This is a genomic window from Salinarimonas chemoclinalis, assembly GCF_041514305.1.
Lineage (GTDB): Bacteria > Pseudomonadota > Alphaproteobacteria > Rhizobiales > Beijerinckiaceae > Salinarimonas > Salinarimonas chemoclinalis.
In genome coordinates this window covers 259289-280420 of record NZ_JBGMWH010000003.1, presented here as the reverse complement: position 1 = coordinate 280420, position 21132 = coordinate 259289, and the positions used below count along the sequence as shown (strand labels likewise).

At 71.5% G+C, this 21132-nt stretch carries 23 protein-coding genes; 16 read left to right on the top strand and 7 right to left on the bottom strand.

The features are described from left to right. Positions 1-7 precede the first annotated feature (7 nt). The 8 genes from holA to AB9M23_RS08525 all read left to right on the top strand — a co-directional run bounded on the left by holA (position 8) and on the right by AB9M23_RS08525 (position 8583). The gene (gene holA, locus AB9M23_RS08560; RefSeq protein ID WP_372424103.1) at positions 8-1039 is read left to right on the top strand and encodes a DNA polymerase III subunit delta; all 1032 of its coding nucleotides are present in this window, start codon (positions 8-10) and stop codon (positions 1037-1039) included. Positions 1040-1176: 137 nt separating this feature from the next. Next, on the top strand, positions 1177-2202 hold the full coding sequence (locus AB9M23_RS08555) for an ABC transporter substrate-binding protein (RefSeq protein ID WP_372424102.1): 1026 nt from the start codon (positions 1177-1179) through the stop codon (positions 2200-2202). 90 nt (positions 2203-2292) lie between these two features. Next, positions 2293-3222 (top strand): ABC transporter ATP-binding protein, encoded by a 930-nt coding sequence (locus AB9M23_RS08550; protein WP_372424101.1) that lies wholly within the window; start codon positions 2293-2295, stop codon positions 3220-3222. A gap of 16 nt (positions 3223-3238) precedes the next feature. Beyond that, positions 3239-4159 carry an ABC transporter permease gene (locus AB9M23_RS08545; RefSeq protein WP_372424100.1) on the top strand — a complete coding sequence of 307 codons (921 nt, stop codon included), beginning with the start codon at positions 3239-3241 and terminating at the stop codon, positions 4157-4159. After that, on the top strand, positions 4160-5542 hold the full coding sequence (locus tag AB9M23_RS08540; RefSeq protein WP_372424099.1) for a cytosine deaminase: 1383 nt from the start codon (positions 4160-4162) through the stop codon (positions 5540-5542). A 37-nt stretch (positions 5543-5579) separates the two neighbouring features. Continuing rightward, complete coding sequence (locus AB9M23_RS08535) at positions 5580-6995, top strand: FAD-binding oxidoreductase (protein ID WP_372424098.1); 1416 nt, start codon at positions 5580-5582, stop codon at positions 6993-6995. A gap of 416 nt (positions 6996-7411) precedes the next feature. Then, entirely contained in the window at positions 7412-7993 is a 582-nt protein-coding gene (locus AB9M23_RS08530; protein WP_372424096.1) for an NAD(P)H-dependent oxidoreductase, read from the top strand. Further along, positions 7993-8583, top strand: a complete 591-nt coding sequence (locus tag AB9M23_RS08525) for an NAD(P)H-dependent oxidoreductase (RefSeq protein ID WP_372424095.1) — start codon at positions 7993-7995, stop codon at positions 8581-8583. The genes AB9M23_RS08530 and AB9M23_RS08525 overlap by 1 nt, the downstream gene beginning before the upstream one ends. 147 nt (positions 8584-8730) lie before the next feature. On the opposite strand, the gene rho is transcribed toward AB9M23_RS08525, so the two are convergent. From rho to hemE, 3 genes are all read right to left on the bottom strand, one after another. Further along, complete coding sequence (rho, locus tag AB9M23_RS08520; RefSeq protein ID WP_029032109.1) at positions 8731-10056, bottom strand: transcription termination factor Rho; 1326 nt, start codon at positions 10054-10056, stop codon at positions 8731-8733. Positions 10057-10245: 189 nt separating this feature from the next. Further along, positions 10246-10683 carry a protoporphyrinogen oxidase HemJ gene (gene hemJ / locus AB9M23_RS08515; RefSeq protein WP_372424094.1) on the bottom strand — a complete coding sequence of 146 codons (438 nt, stop codon included), beginning with the start codon at positions 10681-10683 and terminating at the stop codon, positions 10246-10248. Positions 10684-10692: 9 nt separating this feature from the next. Beyond that, on the bottom strand, positions 10693-11730 hold the full coding sequence (hemE, locus tag AB9M23_RS08510; RefSeq protein ID WP_372424093.1) for a uroporphyrinogen decarboxylase: 1038 nt from the start codon (positions 11728-11730) through the stop codon (positions 10693-10695). 420 nt (positions 11731-12150) lie between these two features. Between hemE and AB9M23_RS08505 the strand changes: the two genes are divergently transcribed. From AB9M23_RS08505 to AB9M23_RS08475, 7 genes are read left to right on the top strand one after another with little or no spacing between them, the layout of a single operon-like run. After that, positions 12151-12981: a pyruvate, water dikinase regulatory protein gene (locus tag AB9M23_RS08505; protein ID WP_372424092.1), complete on the top strand. Its 831-nt coding sequence runs from the start codon at positions 12151-12153 to the stop codon at positions 12979-12981. 19 nt (positions 12982-13000) lie between these two features. Continuing rightward, entirely contained in the window at positions 13001-13624 is a 624-nt protein-coding gene (locus tag AB9M23_RS08500) for a Maf family protein (RefSeq protein WP_372424091.1), read from the top strand. 44 nt (positions 13625-13668) lie between these two features. Continuing rightward, positions 13669-14526 carry a shikimate dehydrogenase gene (locus tag AB9M23_RS08495; protein ID WP_372424090.1) on the top strand — a complete coding sequence of 286 codons (858 nt, stop codon included), beginning with the start codon at positions 13669-13671 and terminating at the stop codon, positions 14524-14526. Continuing rightward, complete coding sequence (gene coaE / locus AB9M23_RS08490; RefSeq protein WP_372424089.1) at positions 14523-15131, top strand: dephospho-CoA kinase; 609 nt, start codon at positions 14523-14525, stop codon at positions 15129-15131. Before AB9M23_RS08495 ends, coaE begins: the two co-directional genes overlap by 4 nt. 24 nt (positions 15132-15155) lie before the next feature. Continuing rightward, the gene (dnaQ, locus tag AB9M23_RS08485) at positions 15156-15860 is read left to right on the top strand and encodes a DNA polymerase III subunit epsilon (protein ID WP_372424088.1); all 705 of its coding nucleotides are present in this window, start codon (positions 15156-15158) and stop codon (positions 15858-15860) included. Between the two features lie 60 nt (positions 15861-15920). After that, complete coding sequence (locus tag AB9M23_RS08480; protein ID WP_372424087.1) at positions 15921-16448, top strand: type II toxin-antitoxin system antitoxin SocA domain-containing protein; 528 nt, start codon at positions 15921-15923, stop codon at positions 16446-16448. 2 nt (positions 16449-16450) lie between these two features. Further along, complete coding sequence (locus tag AB9M23_RS08475) at positions 16451-16810, top strand: hypothetical protein (RefSeq protein WP_372424086.1); 360 nt, start codon at positions 16451-16453, stop codon at positions 16808-16810. Between the two features lie 25 nt (positions 16811-16835). Here the strand turns inward: AB9M23_RS08475 and AB9M23_RS08470 are convergent, their stop codons facing one another. From AB9M23_RS08470 to AB9M23_RS08460, 3 genes are all read right to left on the bottom strand, one after another. Next, entirely contained in the window at positions 16836-17072 is a 237-nt protein-coding gene (locus tag AB9M23_RS08470; RefSeq protein WP_372424085.1) for a DUF6894 family protein, read from the bottom strand. Positions 17073-17145: 73 nt separating this feature from the next. Next, complete coding sequence (locus AB9M23_RS08465; protein ID WP_372424084.1) at positions 17146-17544, bottom strand: DUF2237 family protein; 399 nt, start codon at positions 17542-17544, stop codon at positions 17146-17148. 64 nt (positions 17545-17608) lie between these two features. Then, positions 17609-19528, bottom strand: coding sequence for a DEAD/DEAH box helicase (locus tag AB9M23_RS08460; protein ID WP_372424083.1), 1920 nt, complete (start codon positions 19526-19528; stop codon positions 17609-17611). A gap of 240 nt (positions 19529-19768) precedes the next feature. Between AB9M23_RS08460 and AB9M23_RS08455 the strand changes: the two genes are divergently transcribed. Beyond that, positions 19769-20620, top strand: coding sequence for a class I SAM-dependent methyltransferase (locus AB9M23_RS08455; RefSeq protein ID WP_372424082.1), 852 nt, complete (start codon positions 19769-19771; stop codon positions 20618-20620). On the opposite strand, the gene AB9M23_RS08450 is transcribed toward AB9M23_RS08455, so the two are convergent. Continuing rightward, complete coding sequence (locus tag AB9M23_RS08450) at positions 20557-21123, bottom strand: peroxiredoxin (protein ID WP_372424081.1); 567 nt, start codon at positions 21121-21123, stop codon at positions 20557-20559. The genes AB9M23_RS08455 and AB9M23_RS08450 overlap by 64 nt on opposite strands. Positions 21124-21132: the final 9 nt, after the last annotated feature.

The following is a 21132-nucleotide window of genomic DNA, read 5'->3' as shown; positions in this document are numbered from 1 at the left end:
GCGGGGCATGGTCGCGGTCAAGGCCGCCGATGCCGAGGGCGCGCTCCGGCGCATCGACCCGCGGGTCGCGGTCGTCCTGCTCTACGGGCCCGACACGGGCCTCGTCGCCGAGCGGGCGCGGGGCGTCGCCCGGGCCGCCGTCTCCGATCCCGAGGACCCGTTCCAGCTGGTGAAGCTCGACGGTGACGGCATCGCCGGCGATCCCGGGCGGCTCGCCGACGAGGCGGGCACCATCGCCATGTTCGGCGGGCGGCGCGCGGTGTGGGTGCGGCCGACGTCGAAGAACCTCGCACCCGCCGTGGAGGCCGTACTCGCGATCCCCGGGAGCGACGCCCTCGTCGTCGTCGAGGCGGGCGACCTCGCCAAGACGTCGCCGCTGCGCGCCCTGTGCGAGAAGGCGCCCCGGGCGCTCGCCATCCCCTGCTATGCCGACGAGGGCCGCAACCTCTCCCAGGTCGTCGACGACGTGCTGCGCGAGGCGGGGCTTTCGATCGACCGGGACACGCGTACGCTCCTGGTCGAGAGCCTCGGCGGCGACCGACTCGCGACCCGCTCCGAGCTCGACAAGCTCGTCCTCTATTGCCACGGCTGCGGAAGCGTGACCGCCGCCGACCTCGAGGCGGTGCTCAGCGACGTGTCCGGGCTCCAGGCGAGCGTCGTGACGGACGCCGCCTTCGCCGGCGCCGTGCGGCAGGCCGACGAGGCCCTGCGGCGCCTGCGCCTCGAGGGGACGAGCGCGACCGGCATCCTCACCCCGCTGCTGGGCCACGCCACGACGCTGCTGCCGCTCGCCCTCGACGTCGCCGCCGGCTCCGCCCCCGCGAGCGCCGTGGAGGGCTGGCGCGGGCTCCACTTCAAGCGCAAGCCGCTCGTGACGAAGCACCTCGCGCTGTGGACGCCCGACCTGCTGCGACGCCTCGTCGCGCGCATCCAGGACACGGTGCTCGCCACGCGCCGCTCCGCCGATCTCGCCGACCCGCTGACCGAACGCCTCGTCATCGACATCGCCCGCACGGCCGCGCAGCGCGCCGGCCGCTGAGGCCGCGACCGGCCTCCGAACCGCGCCGCGGCTCCGGCACGCCCCTTGCCAAGCGGGGCCGGGCTCGCGAGGATGCGGGTCGGTGCGGCGGGCATGCCCACGCCTCGAGCAATTCGAACCGGCAGGGATAGGCAAAGATGACGCTTTCTTCCACCGCGAGGCGCGCGGTCGCAGCCTCGACGCTCGCTCTCCTGGCCGCCGCTCCGGCGCTCGCCCAGAGCGGCGATCTGCGCGAGGTGCGCTTCGGCACCAATTGGGTCGCCCAGGCCGAGCACGGCGGCTACTACCAGGCCGTCGCGGACGGCACCTACGAGGCGTGCGGGCTGTCCGTGGAGATCGTGCCGGGCGGGCCGCAGGCCAACAACCGCATGCTCCTGCCGGTCGGCCGCATCGACTTCTACATGGGCGGCAACATGATCCAGGCCTTCTCGGCGATCCAGGAGGAGATCCCGACGCTCGTCGTCGCGGCGAGCTTCCAGAAGGAGCCGCAGATCCTGATGTCGCATCCGGGCGTGCACGACACGTTCGAGAGCCTGAAGAATTCGCAGTCGATCTATGTCGGCCGCGAGGGACAGGCGACCTTCTACCAGTGGCTCGTCACCGAGTACGGCTTCACCGAGGAGCAGGTGAAGCCCTACACGTTCAACCCGGCGCCCTTCATCGCCGACACGGACGCGGTGCAGCAGGGCTACCTCACCTCCGAGCCGCTCGCGGTGGAGCGCGAGGCGGGATTCGCGCCCAACGTCTTCCTGCTGGCGGACTTCGGCTTCGACACCTACTCGACGACGATCGAGACCCGCCGCGAGCTGGTGGACGAGGAGCCCGAGGTGGTCCAGTGCTTCGTCGACGGCTCGGCGATCGGCTGGTACAACTACCTCTACGGAGACAACGCCGCCGCCAACGAGATGATCAAGGCCGACAACCCCGAGATGACGGACGACCAGATCGCCTATTCCATCGAGAAGATGAAGGAGTACGGCATCGTCGATTCGGGCGACGCGCTGGAGATGGGCATCGGCGCCATGACGGACGCGCGCATGGAGAGCTTCTTCGGGAAGATGGTCGAGGCCGGCCTCTTCACCGCGGACCTGGAGTTCGAGCAGGCCTACACGCTCGCCTTCGTCAACAAGGGCGTCGGCCTCGAGCTGCGCCCCGCGCAGTGAGCCGGCCCGCGCGGCACCGGACCTCCCCGGCGAAACCCCGGGGGGGACGGTCGACGCGGCGATGATCGAGGGGAGCAGCGACGGCAGCAGATGAGCGCGATACAGGCAAGGACGTCACCGCCTCCGTCGGAGAGCCCTCCCGCGGAAGGATCTTCGCGGGGTGCCGGGCTCGTCGCCCTGCGCGGCATCGACAAGACCTTCGCCAACGGCACGCTCGCGCTCTCCGGCCTCGACCTCGACATTCGCGAGAACGAATTCGTCTCGCTGCTCGGCCCCTCCGGCTGCGGCAAGTCGACGGCGCTGCGCATCCTCGCCGGGCTCATCCCGGCTTCGCGGGGGGACGTCGCCTGGATCGGCGGCGGCACCGCGGAGGATCATCGTGGCGAGATCGGCTTCGTCTTCCAGGAGCCGACGCTGATGCCATGGGCGACCGTCGCCGACAACGTCTTCCTGCCGCTGCGCCTGCGCGGCGTCTCGCGCCGCGACGCGGCGGACGCGATCGCGTCCAGCCTCGATCTCGTCGGCCTCTCCAAGTTCGCGCACGCCTATCCGCGGGAGCTGTCGGGGGGCATGAAGATGCGCGTCTCGATCGCGCGGGCCCTGTCGCTGCGCCCGCGGATCCTGCTGATGGACGAGCCCTTCGCGGCGCTCGACGAGATCACCCGCTTCAAGCTGAACGACGATCTCCTGCGGCTGCAGCGCGAGTTCGGCTGCACCGTGGTCTTCGTCACGCACTCGGTCTACGAGAGCGTCTACCTGTCGACGCGCATCGTGGTCATGGCCGCGCGGCCGGGGCGGATCGTCGCCGAGATCCCGGTGGCGGCGCCGACGCCGCGCAGCGAGGCCTTCCGGACGACGCCGCTCTACGCCGCGCTCTGCCGCGAGGCGAGCGCCGCGCTGCATGGTGCGATGGATGGGGCCATGGATGGGGCCATGGATGGGGTCATGGATGGGGCCATGGATCGGGCCGTGGATCGGGCCGCGGATGCCGGCCCGGTCGGCGCCCACGCGGATCTCTGAGGGGGAGGGGAGCGGCATGAGCGAGGCGAACGCCGCAGCCGAGGCCGGGCGTATCGCGACCGTCGGTGCGCCGAGCAAGACCGCCGCGCCGAGCGCCTCGGGCAGCCGGCCGGACCCGGCGCGCCTGCTGCGCGTCGCCCTGCCGCTCGGGCTGTTCGCCCTCGTGGTCCTCGGCTGGGAGCGCTATGTCGTCGCCTGGGAGGTGCCGCACTACATCCTGCCGGCGCCCAGCCGCATCATGCAGACCATGATCGCGGACTGGCCGGTGCTGTGGGCCTCGCTGCTCCAGACGCTGAAGACGACCTTCCTCGGCCTCGCACTGGCGGTCGCGGGCGGGGTGGGGCTCGCGGTGCTCTTGTCGCTGTCGCGGCTCGTCGAGTACTCGCTCTATCCCTATGCCGTGGTGCTTCAGGTGACGCCCGTCGTCGCCATCTCGCCGCTGCTCCTGATCTACATGCCGCAGGAGGCCGCGGTCCTCACCTGCGCCTGGATCGTCGCCTTCTTCCCGATCCTGTCGAACACCACCCTCGGCCTGCAGTCGGTCGATCGCAACCTGCTCGAGCTGTTCGACCTCTACGGGGCGACGAAGCCGCGCTGGGCGCCGCCCTGGCTCGGACGCTTCCTGTCGCGGGTCAAGGCACTGTGGTACCTCCGCCGGCCGGCCGCCCTGCCCTACTTCCTCGCCGGCCTGAAGATCGCCGGCGGCCTCGCGCTGATCGGCGCGGTCGTCGCCGAGATCGCGGCGGGCTCCGCGGGCGCCGGGTCGGGCCTCGCCTACCGCATCCTGGAGAGCCAGTTCCGGCTCAACATCCCCCGTCTGTTCGCGGCGCTGGCGCTCCTGTCGCTGACGGGCGTCGTGATCTTCCTCGCGCTGTCCGCCGTCTCGCATCTCCTGCTGCGGCGCTGGCACGAGAGCGCGATCGCCGAGGAGCGCTGAATGACCGATCCCTTCGCCACGCGCCCCAGCCCGCCTCCGGCTACCCTCCCGCGGGAGGTCGTCGAGGCGCGCGCCTGGCGCATCGAGAACGCGCGGGCGCCGCTGTGCCTTCTCCAGGCCTCCGGCGTCGCCGGCGACGCGGACGGGTTCGCGCGCATCGATCTCGTGGTCGAGGACGGGCGCATCGCCGGCATCGGGCCCGCCGGCGGCTTCCACCTCGACGGGGAGGACCTGCCGCGGGTGGATCTCGGCGGGCGCATCCTGCTGCCGCGGCTCGTCGACGTGCACACGCATATCGACAAGGGCCACATCTGGCCGCGCCGCCCCAACCCCGACGGCACCTTCCCCGGCGCGCTCTCCGCCGTCGCCGCCGACCGGGACGCGCACTGGAGCGCCGAGGACGTGGCGCGGCGGATGGACTTCTCCCTGCGCTGCGCGCTCGCCCACGGCACGGGGGCGCTGCGCACGCACATCGATTCGAGCGGGCGCCAGACGGCGATTTCCTGGCCGGTCTTCGCCGAGATGCGCGAGACCTGGCGCGGCATCGTGGCGCTGCAGGGCGTGTCGCTGTTCCCGCTCGACCTGATCCACGAGGATCCCCACCAGTTCCACGAGATCGTCTCGACCACGGCCCGCTACGAGGGCGTGCTCGGCGCCGTCACCTTCCTCGGGTCGGCGCCGGACGCGCGCATCGACGGCGCGCTCGACATTCTGATGAAGACCGCCGCGGCGGAGGGGCTCGACCTCGACCTGCACGTCGACGAGAGCCTCGCGCCGGAGGCGCGCACGCTGGAGCGGATCGCCGACGCCGCGATCCGCAACCGCTTCCCCGGGCGCATCCTCGCCGGCCATTGCTGCGCGCTGGCGGCGATGGAAGAGGGCGAGGCGGCGCGGGTGATCGACAAGGTGGCGCAGGCGCGCATCGCCGTCGTCTCGCTGCCGATGTGCAACATGTACCTTCAGGACCGGGCCGCCGGCCGCACGCCGCGGATGCGCGGGGTGGCGCCGCTGCACGAACTCGAGGCCGCCGGCGTGCCGGTGATGGTCGCCTCCGACAACACCCGCGACCCGTTCTACGCCTACGGCGACCTCGACCTCCTCGAGGTCTTCCGCGAGGCGACGCGCATCCTGCACCTCGACCATTCGGGGAACCGCTGGCTGCGGACGATCGCGGCGACGCCGGCCGACGTCATGGGCATCGACCGCGCCGGGCGGCTGGAGGCGGGGGACGCCGCCGATCTCGTCCTCCTGCGCGCCCGCTCGATGGACGAGCTCCTGTCGCGCCCGCAATCCGACCGCATCGTCCTCGCCGCCGGCCGCCCCCTCGCGTCGAGCCCGCCCGACTATTCCGAGCTCGACGACCTGATGCACCGCCGACCGTAGACCAAGACCAAGACCGCGTGCCCCCACAGGAGTGACCATGAGCGCCCGCTACGACATCGACGCCCTGGAGGCGCGCCTCGACGGCATCCGGACCGAGCGCAACCCCGCCCTCGTCAAGCAGAAGAGCCGGGACTTCTACTGGTACTCCCCCATCCTCAAGCGCCAGCTCGACGCGGTCACCGGCGAGATCGTGGTCTTCCCGCGCTCCCGCGACGAGGTCGTGCACACGCTCGCCGCCGCGCATGCGCTCGGCATCCCGGTGACGCCGCGCGGGACGGGGACCGGCAATTACGGGCAGGCGATGCCGCTGTCGGGCGGCATCGTGCTCGACCTGTCGCTCTTCTGCGCGGTCCAAGAGATCCGGCACGGCAGCGTCGTGGCCGAGCCGGGCGCGGTGATCGCCGCGATCGACAAGGAGACCCGCGCGGACTCCCGCCAGGAGATGCGGCTGCACCCGTCGACCTACCACACCGCCTCGATCGGCGGCTTCGTCGCCGGCGGCTCGGGTGGCGTCGGTTCGATCCGCTGGGGCGGGCTGCGGGACGCGGGCAACATCATCTCGCTCGAGGTGGTGACGATGGAGGCGAGCCCGCGGGTGCTGACGCTGACCGGCGACGACCTGCACAAGGTCTCGCACGCCTACGGCACCAACGGCATCATCACCAGGGTCGAGATGCCGCTCGCCCCGGCCTATGCCTGGGTCGACGTCATCCACGGCTTCGACACGCTGCGGGAGGCGACCGCGTTCGCCAACGCCGCGGGCGAGCAGGACGGGCTCCTGCTCAAGGAGCTCGCCGTCGTCGCGGCGCCCGTGCCGCACGACCACTTCAAGCGGCACCGCAAGTACCTGCCGCGCGAGAAGCATCTCGTGCTCGCGATGGTCGCCGACTTCGCCCTCTCCTCCTACCTCGCGGTGGCGGGGCGCCATCCCGGCGCGGAGCTCTTGTTTCGCAACGACACGCTGCCGGCCGAGGACCTCAAGGGCCTGCCCCCGGTGTTCGAGCTGTCGTGGAACCACACCACGCTGCGGGCCCTGCGCGACGACCCGACGATCACCTACCTCCAGGTCCTCTATCCGTTCCCGAACCAGGTCGAACTCGTGACGCGGATCCACGAGCGCTTCGGCGAGGAGCTGCCCGCCCACCTCGAGTTCGTGAAGTTCGACGGCAAGGTCACCTGCTTCGGCCTGCCGCTGGTGCGCTTCACCAGCGAGGAGCGGCTGGAGGAGATCATGGCGATCCACGAGGAGATGGGCGCGCCGATCTTCAACCCGCACCGCTACACGCTGGAGGAGGGCGGCATGAAGCAGACCGACGCCGTCCAGCTCGCCTTCAAGCAGGAGGCCGACCCGCAGGGCCTGCTCAACCCCGGCAAGATGATCGCCTGGGAGGACCCGAGCTACGACTACCGCTCGGGCAAGACCTTCCTGTTCCGCGCCCTGGCGGAGGGGTGAGATGGGCGCCAGGGTGTCTTCGCGCCCGGAGAGGATCCGGAGGGTCACGGAGTGTCGTGGAGTGTGCTCTGGAGGCGCGCGCGTCCCTGTCCTTCCCCGTAGGGGAAGGTGGCGCGCAGCCGAAGGCTGCGTGACGGATGGGGCGCGGCGCGCAGCGACGCGTTCCGCGAAGCGGAAGCCGCCGTGTCCGCTGCCGCCGTCGCTCTTCGGCTTCGCCGAACGCGCGTTCCGCGCGCCCCATCCGTCTCGGCGCTGCGCGCCGATCCACCTTCCCCTACAGGGAAGGAGAATAGCCGCCCCGCCCCTCGAGGTCCGTCCCGCCCGCCACCCGCTTCGTCGACGGCACCAACATCCTGCGTCGGCATTCCCTCATCCCCTGCCCCTCTCCCTCGCGGGAGAGGGGAGGAAGTGGTGACATGCGCATCCTCGTCCTCTACGCCCATCCCGACCCGGAGAGCTACGTCGCGGCCCTCCACCGGACCGTCGTCGAGACGCTGACCGCCCGCGGGCACGAGGTCGACGATTGCGACCTCTATGCCGAGGGCTTCGACCCGGTCCTCTCCTGTGCGGAGCGGCGTGGCTACCACGAGACGCCCTCGAACCGCGCACCGGTGGAGGACTACGTCCGGCGGCTCGAGGCAGCCGAGGGGCTCGTCCTGGTCAACCCGGTCTGGAACTTCGGCTTCCCGGCGATCCTCAAGGGCTTCCTCGACCGCGTCTTCCTGCCGGGTGTCAGCTTCGTCATCGCCGACGGCAAGGTGGCGCCCGCCTTGCGCAACATCCGGGTCCTGATGTCGGTGACGACCTACGGCGCCACGCGCTGGCGCGCCTTCCTGATGGGCGATCCGCCGCGGCGCTGCGTCATGCGCATGCTGCGGGTGCTCGCGGCTCCGACCGCACGCACCGCCTATCTCGCGCATTACGACATGAACAACGCCACGCCGCAGAGCCGCGAGGCCTTCCTGAAGCGGGTCGCGGCGACGCTCTCGGGGGTGTGATGCGCGTTCTCCTGGTCTACTGCCACCCGGTGCCGGAGAGCTTCAACGCGGCGGTGCGCGACCGCGCGGTCGCCGCGCTCGAGGCCGGGGGCCACGCGGTGGATCTGCTCGATCTCTACGCCGAGGGCTTCGACCCGGTCCTCTCGGCGGACGAACGGCGGGCCTATCACGAGGCCGGCGTCAACGAGGTGCCGGTGGCGGGCCATCTCGCCCGGCTGAAGGCGTGCGAGGCGCTGATCTTCGTCTTCCCCACCTGGTGGTACGGCCCGCCCGCCATGCTCAAGGGCTTCGTCGAGCGCGTCTTCGTGCCCCACGCCACGTTCGGCATGCCGCAGCCGGGGCGGCCGATCACGCGGGTGCTCACCAATATCCGCGTGCTGGGCGCGATCTCGACGCTCGGCGCGCCGCGCTGGTGGTGGTGGTTCATGGGCATGCCCGGCCGGCGCATGCTGCTCACGGGGCTCGGCGTGCTGTGCGCGAAGGGCTGCCGGACGTTCTGGATGGGGCTGCACGAGATGGACTCGGCGAGCGCCGCGGACCGCGCGCGGTATCTCGACCGTGTGGCCGCACGGCTGACGCGGCTGGGCTGAGGCGATTGTTCCTCCCCGGAGGGGAGGAGTCCGCGCGAAGCGCGGGCGGTGGGGCCGTTCGGAGCACGATCGAGCCGGCCCGCCGTCCTCCCCACCCTCCGTCCTTCGGCCGTCGTCCTCCCCTGCGGGGAGGGGGCGGCTCGAGCGTCAGGTGTTCATCGAATCGAAGAACTCGCCGTTCGACTTGGTGGCGCGCAGCTTGTCGAGCAGGAACTCGATGGCGTCGACGGTGCCCATCGGGTTGAGGATGCGGCGCAGGACGTAGGTCTTCTTGAGCTGGTCGGGCGGGACGAGCAGCTCCTCCTTGCGGGTGCCGGAACGGGTGATGTCCAGCGCCGGGAAGGTGCGCTTGTCGGCCACCTTGCGGTCGAGGATGATCTCGGAGTTGCCGGTGCCCTTGAACTCCTCGAAGATCACCTCGTCCATGCGCGAGCCGGTGTCGATCAGCGCGGTCGCGATGATCGTCAGCGAGCCGCCCTCCTCGATGTTGCGCGCCGCGCCGAAGAAGCGCTTGGGGCGCTGCAGCGCGTTGGCGTCGACGCCGCCGGTCAGCACCTTGCCCGAGGACGGCACGACCGTGTTGTAGGCGCGGCCCAGCCGGGTGATCGAATCGAGCAGGATGACCACGTCGCGGCCATGCTCGACGAGGCGCTTGGCCTTCTCGATCACCATCTCGGCCACCTGCACGTGGCGCACCGCCGGCTCGTCGAAGGTCGAGGCGATGACCTCGCCCTTCACCGAGCGCTGCATGTCGGTGACCTCCTCCGGCCGCTCGTCGATGAGCAGCACGATGAGGTAACACTCGGGGTGATTCGTGGTGATCGACTGCGCGATGTTCTGCATCAGCACGGTCTTGCCGGTGCGCGGCGGCGCGACGATGAGGCCGCGCTGGCCCTTGCCGATCGGCGAGACGATGTCGATGATCCGCGCCGAGTAGTCCTTGCGCGTCGGGTCCTGCTGCTCGAGCTTGAGCCGCTCCGTCGGGTAGAGCGGCGTCAGGTTGTCGAAGTGGACCTTGTGGCGGATCTTCTCGGGATCCTCGAAATTGACCGTGTTGACCTTCAGGAGCGCGAAGTAGCGCTCTCCCTCCTTCGGTCCCCGGATCGGGCCCTCGACCGTGTCGCCGGTGCGCAGACCGAAGCGGCGGATCTGCGAGGGCGAGATGTAGATGTCGTCGGGACCGGGCAGGTAGTTCGAGTCCGACGAGCGCAGGAAGCCGAAGCCGTCCTGCAGGGTCTCGACGACGCCCTCGCCGATGATCTCCACCTCGCGGGCGGCGAGCTGCTTGAGGATCGCGAACATCAGCTCCTGCTTGCGCATGGTGCTGGCGTTCTCGACCTCGAGCTCCTCCGCGAAGGTGGTGAGCTCGGTCGCGGTCTTCGACTTGAGATCCTGGAGCTTGATCTCCCGCATGGCGGGAGCCGTGTCCGAGGTCTCGCGGATCGGTGCGTTGATGATGTCGTCTTCGATCATGGGGCGTTCGCGCTGAGGCGAGGCGACAGGGCGGTTCGGGCCGGGTCGGTGGTGAGACACCGCTTCGCGGGACGGTTGCCGGCGAAGGAGCCGGGACCGGATCGCCCGAGGGGAAGCGCGACCTGTCACTCGAGGGGAGGGTAGGGCTGCATATCGCGTTTTCCCGCGACGCTCAACCCCAAAACGCCTTCACCAGAGAATCGGTTTCACGATCACGAGGACGACGATGCCGATCATCAGGAGCGTCGGGGCCTCGTTGAAGACCCTGAAGAACTTCGAGGACTTGTCGTTGGCGTCCGCCGCGAAGGCCTTCACGTACCGCCCCATCAGATGATGCGAGACGAGAAGGCCGAGGACCAGCAGCAGCTTGCCGTGCAGCCAGCCCTCGCTCCACCAGCCGCCGAGGAAGGCGAGCCACAGCCCGGTGACCACGGAGACGATCATCGCCGGCGTCGTGATCGCCTTCAAGAGCCGGCGCTCCATTACCTTGAAGGTCTCGGACTGCGGCGTGCCCGGCTGCGCGCCCGTGTGGTAGACGAACAGCCGCGGCAGGTAGAGCAGCCCCGCCATCCAGGCGATGATGGCGATGACGTGCAGGCTCTTGAGCCAGAGATATCCGTCGAGCATGGGGTCCCGTCAGCTGCCGCGCACGCGGGCGATCATCGCCTCGACGTGGGGGATCGGCGTGTCCTTCTCGATGCCGTGGCCGAGGTTGAACACGTGCGGACGCCCGCGGGTCGCCGCGAGAATCGCGTCGATGCCCTCCTCCAGCGCCCGCCCGCCGGCGACGAGCGCCTGCGGATCGAGGTTGCCCTGGCTCGCCAGCCCCGCCGGCAGGCGCGCCACGGCCTCGGCGATGTCCGTCTGCCAGTCGATGCCGACCGCATCCGCGAAGCCCGCCGCGGCGAGCCGATGGAGATGCCCGCCGCCGCGTACGAAGACGATCGCCTTGGCATGCGGCCGCGCCGCCTTCACGCCCTCGACGATACGCCGCAGCGGGCCGAGCGAGACGCTCTCGACCATCGAGGGCGGCAGGCTCGTGCCCATGCTCTCGAAGATCTGGACCGCGTCGGCGCCGGCGTCGATCTGCGCGACGAGGTAGCGGATCGAGGTCTCGACGAGCGTCTCGATCAGGGCGGCGAGGAAGGCGGGATCGCGGTAGGCGGCAAGCCGCAAGGGCGCCTGCTCGGGGCTGGAGCGGCCGGCGATCATGTAGCTCGCGAGCGTCCAGGGCGCGCCGCAGAAGCCGAGCAGCGTCGTCTCGGCGGGCAGCTCGGCCCGCAGCCGCCGCACGGTCTCGATGACCGGCGCGAGGTGCTCGAGCGGGTCGCGCCCCTCGCCCAGCCGCCTGACGTCGTCCAGCGTGGAGATGGGCGTGAGCCGCGGGCCCTCGCCCTCCTCGAACCAGACCTCCTGGCCGAGCGCGTGGGGGACGACGAGGATGTCGGAGAACAGGATCGACGCGTCGAAGCCGAAGCGCCGGATCGGCTGGAGGGTCACCTCCACCGCGAAATCAGGGTCGTAGCACATGGCCAGGAACCCGCCGGCCGTGGCGCGGGTTTTCTTGTACTCGGGCAGGTATCGACCCGCCTGGCGCATCAGCCAGATCGGCTGCGGCCAGACGGCCTCGCCGTCGAGCACCCGCATGAGCTTGCGTGCCGGCTTCTCGGTCATCCGCGTTCCTCCCCCTTCCCTCTCAAATCAGAAATTCTTTCTAGAATCGAATCCTGTTTCTGCTTGGCAGGGGTACAGGGCTGCCGCAACGCCGTCCACAGCCCCTCCACATGCGGGGCCCGCCGTGAAAGCCTCGAGAAAGGGTTGACGCGGTCGTCGAGCGAATCCGGAATCGCAATCCCTAACAAAACGTTAACGATCCCGTTGCGCCGGCGTCCGGCCCGGCCGCGCACCCCGCGCCCGCATTTCCCACCATAGCCGCCGCGGGCTTCCCCAGAACATCCGGTGTTGACGGTATGGAGGCGTCCTCCACAGGCCTCCGGCTGGACCCGCGCGCCGGGGGGCTTTATCCACACTCATCGACTCCCCCGACCGTCGGCCTGGGGACGGCGAGGACGTCACGGCGAAGGAGGCGGGCCCTTGGCGCGAAGCTACTTCCACCTGCATCTCGTCTCCGATTCGACGGGCGAGACGCTGATCACCGTCGCCCGCGCGGTGGCGGCGCAATACGAGGGCGTGTCCGCCATCGAGCACGTCTACCCGCTGGTGCGCTCGGGGACGCAGCTCGAGCGGGTGATCGCCGAAATCGAGGCGGCGCCCGGCATCGTGCTCTACACGCTCGTGGAGCAGGACCTCGCACAGCGGCTGGAGGAATCCTGCCGGGAGAACGGCTCGCCGGCGCTCTCGGTGCTCTCGCCGGTGCACGCGCTGCTGCAATCCTATCTCGGCGCGGCCTCGACGGCGCGGCCCGGCGCGCAGCACATGCTCAACGCCGACTACTTCAAGCGCATCGACGCGATGAACTTCACCCTCTTCCACGACGACGGCCAATTGCCGACCGACATCGAGGAGGCCGACGTGGTGCTGATCGGCGTCTCGCGCACCTCGAAGACGCCCACCGCCATCTACCTCGCCAATCGCGGGCTCAAGACGGCCAACATCCCGCTCGTCCCGAACGTGCCGCTGCCGCCGCAGATCGAGAACGCGAAGAAGCCGCTCTTCGTGGGCCTCGTCGCGAGCCCGGAGCGCATCGTCCAGATCCGCCAGAACCGGCTCCTGTCCCTCAACGCGTCGGACGAATCCGACTACGCCGACAAGGACCGGGTGACCGAGGAGATCGCCTACTCGCGCAAGCTCTTCGCCCGCAAGCACTGGCCGGTGATCGACGTGACGCGCCGCTCGATCGAGGAGACGGCCGCGGCGATCCTGGAGCACTACCGCGCCCATCGCATGAAGTTCATCGCGACGTGAGGGCCGGGGAGATCGATCGATGAGCGACGCCTTCCTCTGGCGCGATCCGGCCCCCCTCGTCCTCGCCTCGACCTCGGCGACGCGGCGCGCGCTGCTGGCCTCGACCGGGCTGCCCTTCGAGGCCGTGCCGCCGGAGGTGGACGAGCGCGCGATCGAGGCGGGCGCCCGGGCCGAGGGTCTCGCGCCCGACGCGCTGGCGGTGCTCCTCGCCCGCCAGAAGGCGCTGTCGGTCTCGGGCGCGCGGCCCGGCGCTCTCGTGATCGGCGCCGACCAGACCCTGGCGCTGGGCGAGAGGCTCTTCCACAAGCCGGCCTCGCGGGAGGAGGCGCGGGCGCAGATCGCGGCGCTGGCCGGGCGCACGCACGCGCTCCATTCCGGCGTGGCGATCGCCCGGGACGGCGCCGTCGTCGCCGCCTTCGTCGAGACCGCGCGGCTCGACATGCGCCCGCTCGACGCGGACGCGATCGACCTCTATCTCGCCTGCGCCGGGGGGGCCGTGACGACCAGCGTGGGCGGCTACCAGCTCGAAGGCGTCGGCGCCCACCTCTTCGCACGGGTCGAGGGGGATCATGCGACGATCCTCGGCCTGCCGATCCTGCCGCTGCTCGCCGCCTTTCGTGACCTGGGAGCGCTCGCGCTGTGACGCCGCCTTCCTCTTCGACGCAGACCTGGACGCCGAGAGAGACCATGCCGCCGAGAGCCTTCGTCGCCGGGCATCCGATCGCCCATTCCCGCTCGCCCATGATCCACGGCCATTGGCTGGAGCGCATGGGCATCGCCGGCAGATACGAGCGCGTCGACGTCGCGCCCGACGCCTTTCCCGGCTTCCTGCGCGGGCTCGCGCGCGAGGGCTACGTCGGCGGCAACGTCACGATCCCCCACAAGGAGGCCGCCTTCCGCCTCGTCGATGCCCCGAGCGCCCGGGCGCAGCGGCTGCGGGCGGTCAACACGGTGTGGCTGGAGGATGGGGTTCTCGTCGGCGACAACACCGACGTCACCGGGTTCGTCGAGAGCCTCGACGCCGGGCTCGGCACAGGATGGGAGGCGCGGCTGCCGCGGGCGCTGGTGCTCGGTGCCGGCGGCGCGGCGCGGGCGGTGGCGGCGGGGCTCCTCGACCGGGGGCTCGCCCGGGTCGTCGTCGCGGCGCGGGACGTCGGGAAGGCGGAGCCGCTCGTGGGCTTCGATCCGCGGCGGGTGGCCGCGCTGGCCTTCGTCGAGGTGGAGCGGATGCTCGGGGGCGTCGATCTCCTCGTCAACGCCACCTCGCTCGGGATGACCGGCAAGGATCCGCTCGCGCTCGACCTCGCCGCGCTGCCGGACGGGGCGGCCGTCGCGGACATCGTCTACGCCCCGCTGGAGACGGATCTCCTGCGCACGGCGCGCGCGCGCGGTCTCGCCACGGTGGATGGGCTCGGCATGCTGCTGCACCAGGCGGCGCCCGGCTTCGCGCGGTGGTTCGGCCGGCGTCCGGAGGTGACGCCGGAGCTGCGCGCACTCGTCGAGGCGGATCTCGCGCGGCCGTCGGCGGAGAGCGTCCGGCGATGACCTTCGTCCTCGGCCTCACCGGTTCGATCGGCATGGGCAAGTCGGCGACGGCCGCCATGTTCCGCCGCGCCGGCGCCCCCGTGCACGACGCCGACGCCACGGTGCACCGGCTCTACGCGGGCGCGGCAGCGCCGGCGATCGAGGCGTCGTTCCCCGGCGCGACGAAGGGCGGCGTCGTCGACCGCGCCGCGCTCGGGCCGATGGTGATCGGCAGGCCCGAGGCGATGGCGCGGCTCGAGGCCATCGTCCACCCGCTCGTCTCGGCGGAGCGCGCGGCCTTCCTCGGGCGGGCGCGGGCGTCCGGCGCGCCGCTCGCGGTGCTCGACGTGCCGCTTCTCCTCGAGACCGGGAGCGAGCGCCTGTGCGACGCGGTCTGCGTGGTCACGGCGCCGGAGGCGGTCCAGCGCGCGCGGGTGCTGGCGCGCCCGGAGATGACGCCGGAGAAGCTCGCCGGCATCCTCGCCCGGCAGGTGCCGGACGTGGAGAAGCGCGCCCGCGCGCATTTCCTGGTGGATACGAGCCGCGGCTTCCCTTCCGCCGAGCGGCAGGTCCGCGATATCGTGCGCGCGCTCGCCGGCCGTCACGGCCGCGCGGCGCGCCCCTGACCAGAGCCTGCCGGAGCCCGAGCCTTGCGCGAGATCGTCCTCGACACCGAGACCACCGGCCGAGACGCCAACCTGGGCGACCGCATCGTCGAGATCGGCTGCGTCGAACTCCTCAACCAGATCCCGACCGGGCGGACCTGGCATCGCTACGTCAATCCGGAGCGAGCGATGTCGGAGGGCGCCTTCCAGGTGCACGGCCTCTCCGACGACTTCCTCGCCGACAAGCCCGTGTTCGGGGCGATCTGCGACGACTTCCTCGCCTTCGTGGAGGGTGCGCGGCTCGTCATCCACAACGCGCCCTTCGACATGGGCTTCATCGACATGGAGCTCGAGCGGCTCGGCCGCCCGCGCTGGCCCGCCGCGCAGGTGCTCGACACGCTGATGATGGCCAGGCGCAAGTTCCCCGGAGCGCCGGCGAGCCTGGACGCCCTGTGCAGCCGCTTCGGCATCGACAACGCGCGGCGCACCAAGCACGGCGCGCTGCTCGACGCGGAGCTGCTGGCGGAAGTCTACATCGAGCTGATCGGTGGCAAGCAGGTCGATCTCGGGCTCGCGGCCCCGAGCCTCGCCCGCGGCCCCCTCGTCGCGGGTGCGCCCGCCGTGGCGCGGCGCCCGGCCCCGCCGCGTCTCACCGACGCCGAGCGCGAGGCGCATGCGGCGTTCCTGGCTGGGTTCAAGGGCGAGACGGTGTGGGGGGATTACCTTCGGGCGCGAGAGGCGGCGGAGTAGGGCGCGCCGGCCGGATCGAGGCAGGTTGCGCTTGTCGAGCCGAATTCTTATTCTTCCGGCATGATCCGCTTCAAGTTCGCCGTCGACAAGGCCTTTGCAGCCCTGCACAGGATGGTCTCCGACCATCCCGGGATCGATCTGCACGCGGCGCTCAAAGCGTGCTATTTCGCCGACCGATCGCATCTCAACGCGCACCTCAGGCCCATCTTCGGGGCCACGTATCGCGCGATGCGGTTCGGCCCGGTTCCGCTCGAGATCTACGAGATGGCGAAAGCCGAGTCGCTGTGGCTCGCCGAGCTCGGCGTCGAGAGCGTGCCGTGGAGCCTCGGGGGCTACCGGCTGACCCCGACGGGATCGGCGCAGGTCGACACGTCCGCACTCTCGCAAAGCAATCAGGAGCATCTCCGCGCCGGCCTCGAGCGCTCGCTGTCGATGAGCTTCAACGAGCGGACGGCGGCGACTCACGGCCCGGACTGGCAAGCCGCGGAACTCGGATACATGCGCTACGAGGACATGCTCGACGATCGTCCCGACAAGGAGGAGGTCATCGAGATGCTCCGGGAAAAAGCACGCTTCATGAGGCTCTGAAGGTGTTGAGGCCCCGGCAGGTCATCGTCATTCCCGACGGCACCGTTCGTCCGCCGAAGCCGAAGATGGTCGCCTGCGTGGAACCGACCCTCGGATACTTCTACAGGATCAACACGCGACGTTGGCCGCCAGTCGTGAAGCTCGTACGCGACCCGCTACACACGTTCCTAGACCACGACCGCTACCTGGAATGCGGGGATCCCCTGGAGATCGACGACTACATCGTTCAGGACAGCGTCGACAGGAACGGCATCGTGGGTGAGATACACGAGAGCCTGTGCGGAGAGATCATCAAGCTGCTCACGATGGCGACGACGCTCAGGGAGGAAGACCGGCGGCGAATCATCGAAGCGCTGTCGTGACGCCGAAGCTTCGAGACCGTTCCCGTCACCCCTGCGGGATCGCCTCGCTGAACGGCAGCTCCAGCACCGGGCGGTCGTGGTCGTCGCGGATGTCGAAGGCCCAGCCGGTGCGGTCCTGCGCGTGCTTCTCGCCCTCCGCCATCTCGACGAGGGCGCGGTCGATCGCCTCGCGGCGCACGGCCTCGCCGTCGGGCAGGCGCACGCCGGCCATGTCGGGATGGACGCCGCGGTCGGAGCGGATGTGGAAATAGTAGACCGGCATGGCTCTCCTCGTGTCACGCGGGGGAAACGGCGCGGCCGGGCGGGCCGTTCCCGCACCGCAGCACGCGGGGCACCTACGCCTCGACCGCGTGGGCTTCCAGGTCCGCGAGGCGCACGAAGTCGAGGGCGCGCGCATGCGTCGCGGCGAGCCTGACCTTCGGGGCGACGCCCGCCTCCAGCGCCTCGCGCCAGCGCAGCGCGCACAGGCACCAGCCGTCGCCCGCCCGCAGGCCGGGGAAGTCGAACTCGGGGCGGGGCGTCAGCAGGTCGTTGCCGCGGCCCTGGCTGAAGCGCAGGAATTCGTCGGTGACGACGGCACAGATCACGTGCGTGCCGACGTCCTCCGCCGCCGTGTTGCAGAAGCCGTCGCGGAAGAAGCCGGTGCGCGGCGACGCGCAGCACAGGGCGAGCGGACCGCCGAGCACGTTGCGGGCGCCGCCCCCGCGCTCGAACCGTCGCGACATGTCGTTCATCGGCGCGTCCTCCCGAGGTCTCCCTCCGGAGAGCTAGGACGGGGTTGGCGCCCCGTCGAGCCCGTCAGCGCTCGCCGTGGCGCCGGCGCGGCGCACCCTCGGCGGGGCCGCGGCGCGCGTCGTCCCGGCGCGGGGGCGCCTCGCCCCGCGGCGCGGGCTTGCCGCGCGGGCCGCCCTTGTCGAATCCCCCCTTGTCGAATCCCCCCTTGCCGAACGAAGGCTTCTCGAAGGGGCCCTTTCCCGACCTCGCGGGACCGGTCTTCCCGAAACCGCCCTTGCCGGGCCCTGGCTTGCCGAAGGCGGGCTTGCCGAAGCCGGGCTGCGGCCCCGGCTCGCCGTCGGCGCGCGCGACGCGCACGTTCTCGTCGTTCGGGCGCTCGGCCGCCTGGGCGAAGCGCTCGGCGGCGTCGACGACGATGCCGAAGCGCGTCTCCTCGGGGAAGATGCGGATCGGGCCGACGACCCCGCGCTCGACGTTGCCGATGCGGCAGATCAGCGGAAGCAGCCATTTCGGGTCGGCGTTCTGGCGCCGCCCCACGGAAAGCGTGAACCAGGCCATCGGCAGGCGCTCGCGCGGCTCCCGAGGCTCCCGGCCGCCGCGGCCCTCGAACGGCGTCTTCTCGCGCGCGGCGAACGTCTCCCGCTCCTCGCGGGTGCGGCGCTGCGGCCGTTCGCCGGGATCGGAGACGTCCTCGGGCGCCGGCAGGCGGGCGCGCCACAGGCGCACGAGCGCGGCGGCGATCTCCTCGGGGGAGCGGGTCTCGACGAGCCGGCGGGCGGTCTCGATCTCGTCCTCGCCGGGCGCCTCGCCGAGCACTGGGTCGGCGAGGAAGCGCGCCTCGTCGGCGGCGCGGATCTCCTCGATCGTCGGCGGGCCGGACCACTCCACGTCGATGCGCGCCGCCTGGATCAGCGATTCGGCCTTGCGGCGGCGGTTCACCGGCACGATCAGCGCGCACACGCCCTTGCGCCCCGCGCGGCCGGTGCGGCCGGAGCGGTGGAGCAGGGCCTCGCGGTCGTTCGGCAGGTCGGCGTGGACGACGAGGTCGAGATGCGGCAGGTCGATGCCGCGCGCGGCGACGTCGGTCGCCACGCACACCCGCGCGCGCCCGTCGCGCAGGGACTGGAGCGCGGTGGTGCGCTCCGCCTGCGACAGCTCGCCCGACAGTGCCACCGCCGAGAACCCGCGCTCGAGAAGGCTCGCATGGAGATGGCGCACCTGCTCGCGGGTGGCGCAGAACACCATCGCCGCCCGCGCCTCGACCTGGCGCAGCACGTTGACGACGGCGTGCTCGACCTCGCGCGGCGCGACGCGGACCGCGCGATAGGCGATGTCGGCGTGGGGCGCGTTGCGCCCGACCGTGTCGATGCGCATCGCGTCGGTCTGGTGATCGCGCGCCAGCGCGGCGATCTGCGGCGGGATGGTCGCGGAGAACAGCAGCGTGCGGCGCGTCGCCGGGGCCTCGTTCAGGATGAAGGTCAGGTCCTCGCGAAAGCCGAGATCGAGCATCTCGTCGGCCTCGTCGAGCACGGCCACCTCGAGCGCCGAGAGGTCGAGCGCCCCGCGCTCGATGTGGTCGCGCAGGCGCCCGGGCGTGCCCACGACGATGTCGGCGCCCACCTCGAGGGCCCGGCGCTCGCGGCGCGGGTCCATCCCGCCGACACAGGAGACGAGGCGTGCGCCGGTGCGCTCCCACAGCCAGGCGAGCTCGCGCTCGACCTGCAGCGCCAGCTCGCGGGTCGGCGCGACGACGAGCGCGCGCGGGGCCAGGGAGGGGACGAGGATGGGAGCGGCGCCGATCAGCGTCTCGGCGAGCGCGAGCCCGAAGGCGACCGTCTTGCCGGAGCCGGTCTGGGCGGAGACGAGGAGGTCGCGCCCCTCGTGGCCGGGCGCCAGCACGGCCGCCTGGACCGGCGTCGGCTCGGCGTAGCCGCGCGCGGACAGCGCCTCGGCGAGGAGGGGGTGGGTCGCGGGAAAGGGCATTGCGGTCGGTACCGTCGAAAAGAGGTCCCCGCCGGGCCGATCCGGGCATCCCCGGTTTCGGTTCTGGTCCGTCGGTGCTGGACTGGCGGGAGGGGGCGCTGCGGCACGCGGGCCGGGCGTTCGGGACCCACATAAGCCATCGCGCGACGAATTGCGAGCGCGTTGCGCGCCGGGCGGCCCTGCGGGTTGCGCATCGCGCGCCGGCGCGTCATTGCTGGCACGGGAGGAGAGCGCCGGGCCATGACCCTCGACGTCGTCGCGTTGCGCGCATTCTACGAGAGCCCGCTGGGCGAGACCGCGCGGCGCTTCGTCGGGCGCGCGCTCGACGATTTCCTGGCGCCGGTCGGCGGCGCGCGGGTGATGGGGCTCGGCTATCCCGGCCCCTTCCTCCACGCCGCCCGGGGGCGTGCCGAGCGCGTCCTCGCCTTCATGCCGGCGGCGCAGGGCGTCGAGCCCTGGCCGGCGGACGCGCGCTCCGCCGCCTGCCTCGCCGACAGCCTGATGCTGCCGCTGCCCGACGGCTGCATCGACCGGGTGCTCCTCGTCCATGCGCTGGAGACGTCGGAGGATCCCGACGAGCTGTTCTACGAGGTCTGGCGGGTGCTCGCGCCGGGCGGGCGGCTCGCCGTCGTCGTGCCCAACCGCGGCGGGTTGTGGGCGCGCATGGACGTCACCCCCTTCGGTTACGGACAGCCCTACTCGCGCGGGCAGCTCAAGGCCCTGATGCGCCGCACGCTGTTCACCCCCGAGACCTGGACGGAGACGCTCTACGTCCCGCCGCTGCCCTCCCGCGTGCTGCGCGGCTCCGCCGGAGCCTGGGAGCGGCTCGGCACGCGCCTGTCCCTCCCCTTCGCCGGAGTCCACGTCGTGGAGGCCACGAAGCAGCTCCACCGCCCGCTGATGGTCCGCCAGACGAGGCGCGGCACGCGCTTCATCCCCGTGCTGGTGCCGCAGGCGAACGGGGCGGCGACGCGGCGGGCCGCGGGCTCGACGCGCGTCGGCAGTTCGGATGCGGTCGGGGCCGCGGTTCAGCTCCCCCGCAGCCGCGCCAGCACGTCCGCGGCGTTCCGGTCGGGCGGGAAGACCGGGTAGAGCACCGTCTCGATGGTGCCATCGCGCGCGATCAGCGTGACGCGCTTGTGCAGCGTGCGCCCCATCCCCTCGAAGGTGGGAAGCCGCAACGCCTCGGCCAGCGCGAGATCGGCGTCGGAGAGCAACGGAAAGGGAAGGTGCAGTCGGCTCGCCGCTTCCGCCTGCGCCTGTGGCGCCTGCGTCGAGATCCCGAAGACGGCGTCGGCGCCGGCCTCGCGCAGGTCCGCGAAATGGTCGCGGAAGGCGCAGCTCTGCGGCGTGCAGCCCTTGGCGCCGGGGATCCCGTCCCAGCCCTCCGGCAGCGCGACTCCGGGCTCGGCCGTCATCGGGTAGACGTAGATCACGGCCACCCCCGCGAGTCCCGAAAGCAGCACGCGCCCGCCCGCGGTCGAGACGAGCGCCACGTCCGGCAGGCGCATCCCGACGAGATGCGCGGCGGCGCCGTCGTCCTCCGGCACCGGGAGGGCCGACCAGTCGACGGGTGGTGGGGTGGGGATGCTCATGCGATCGAT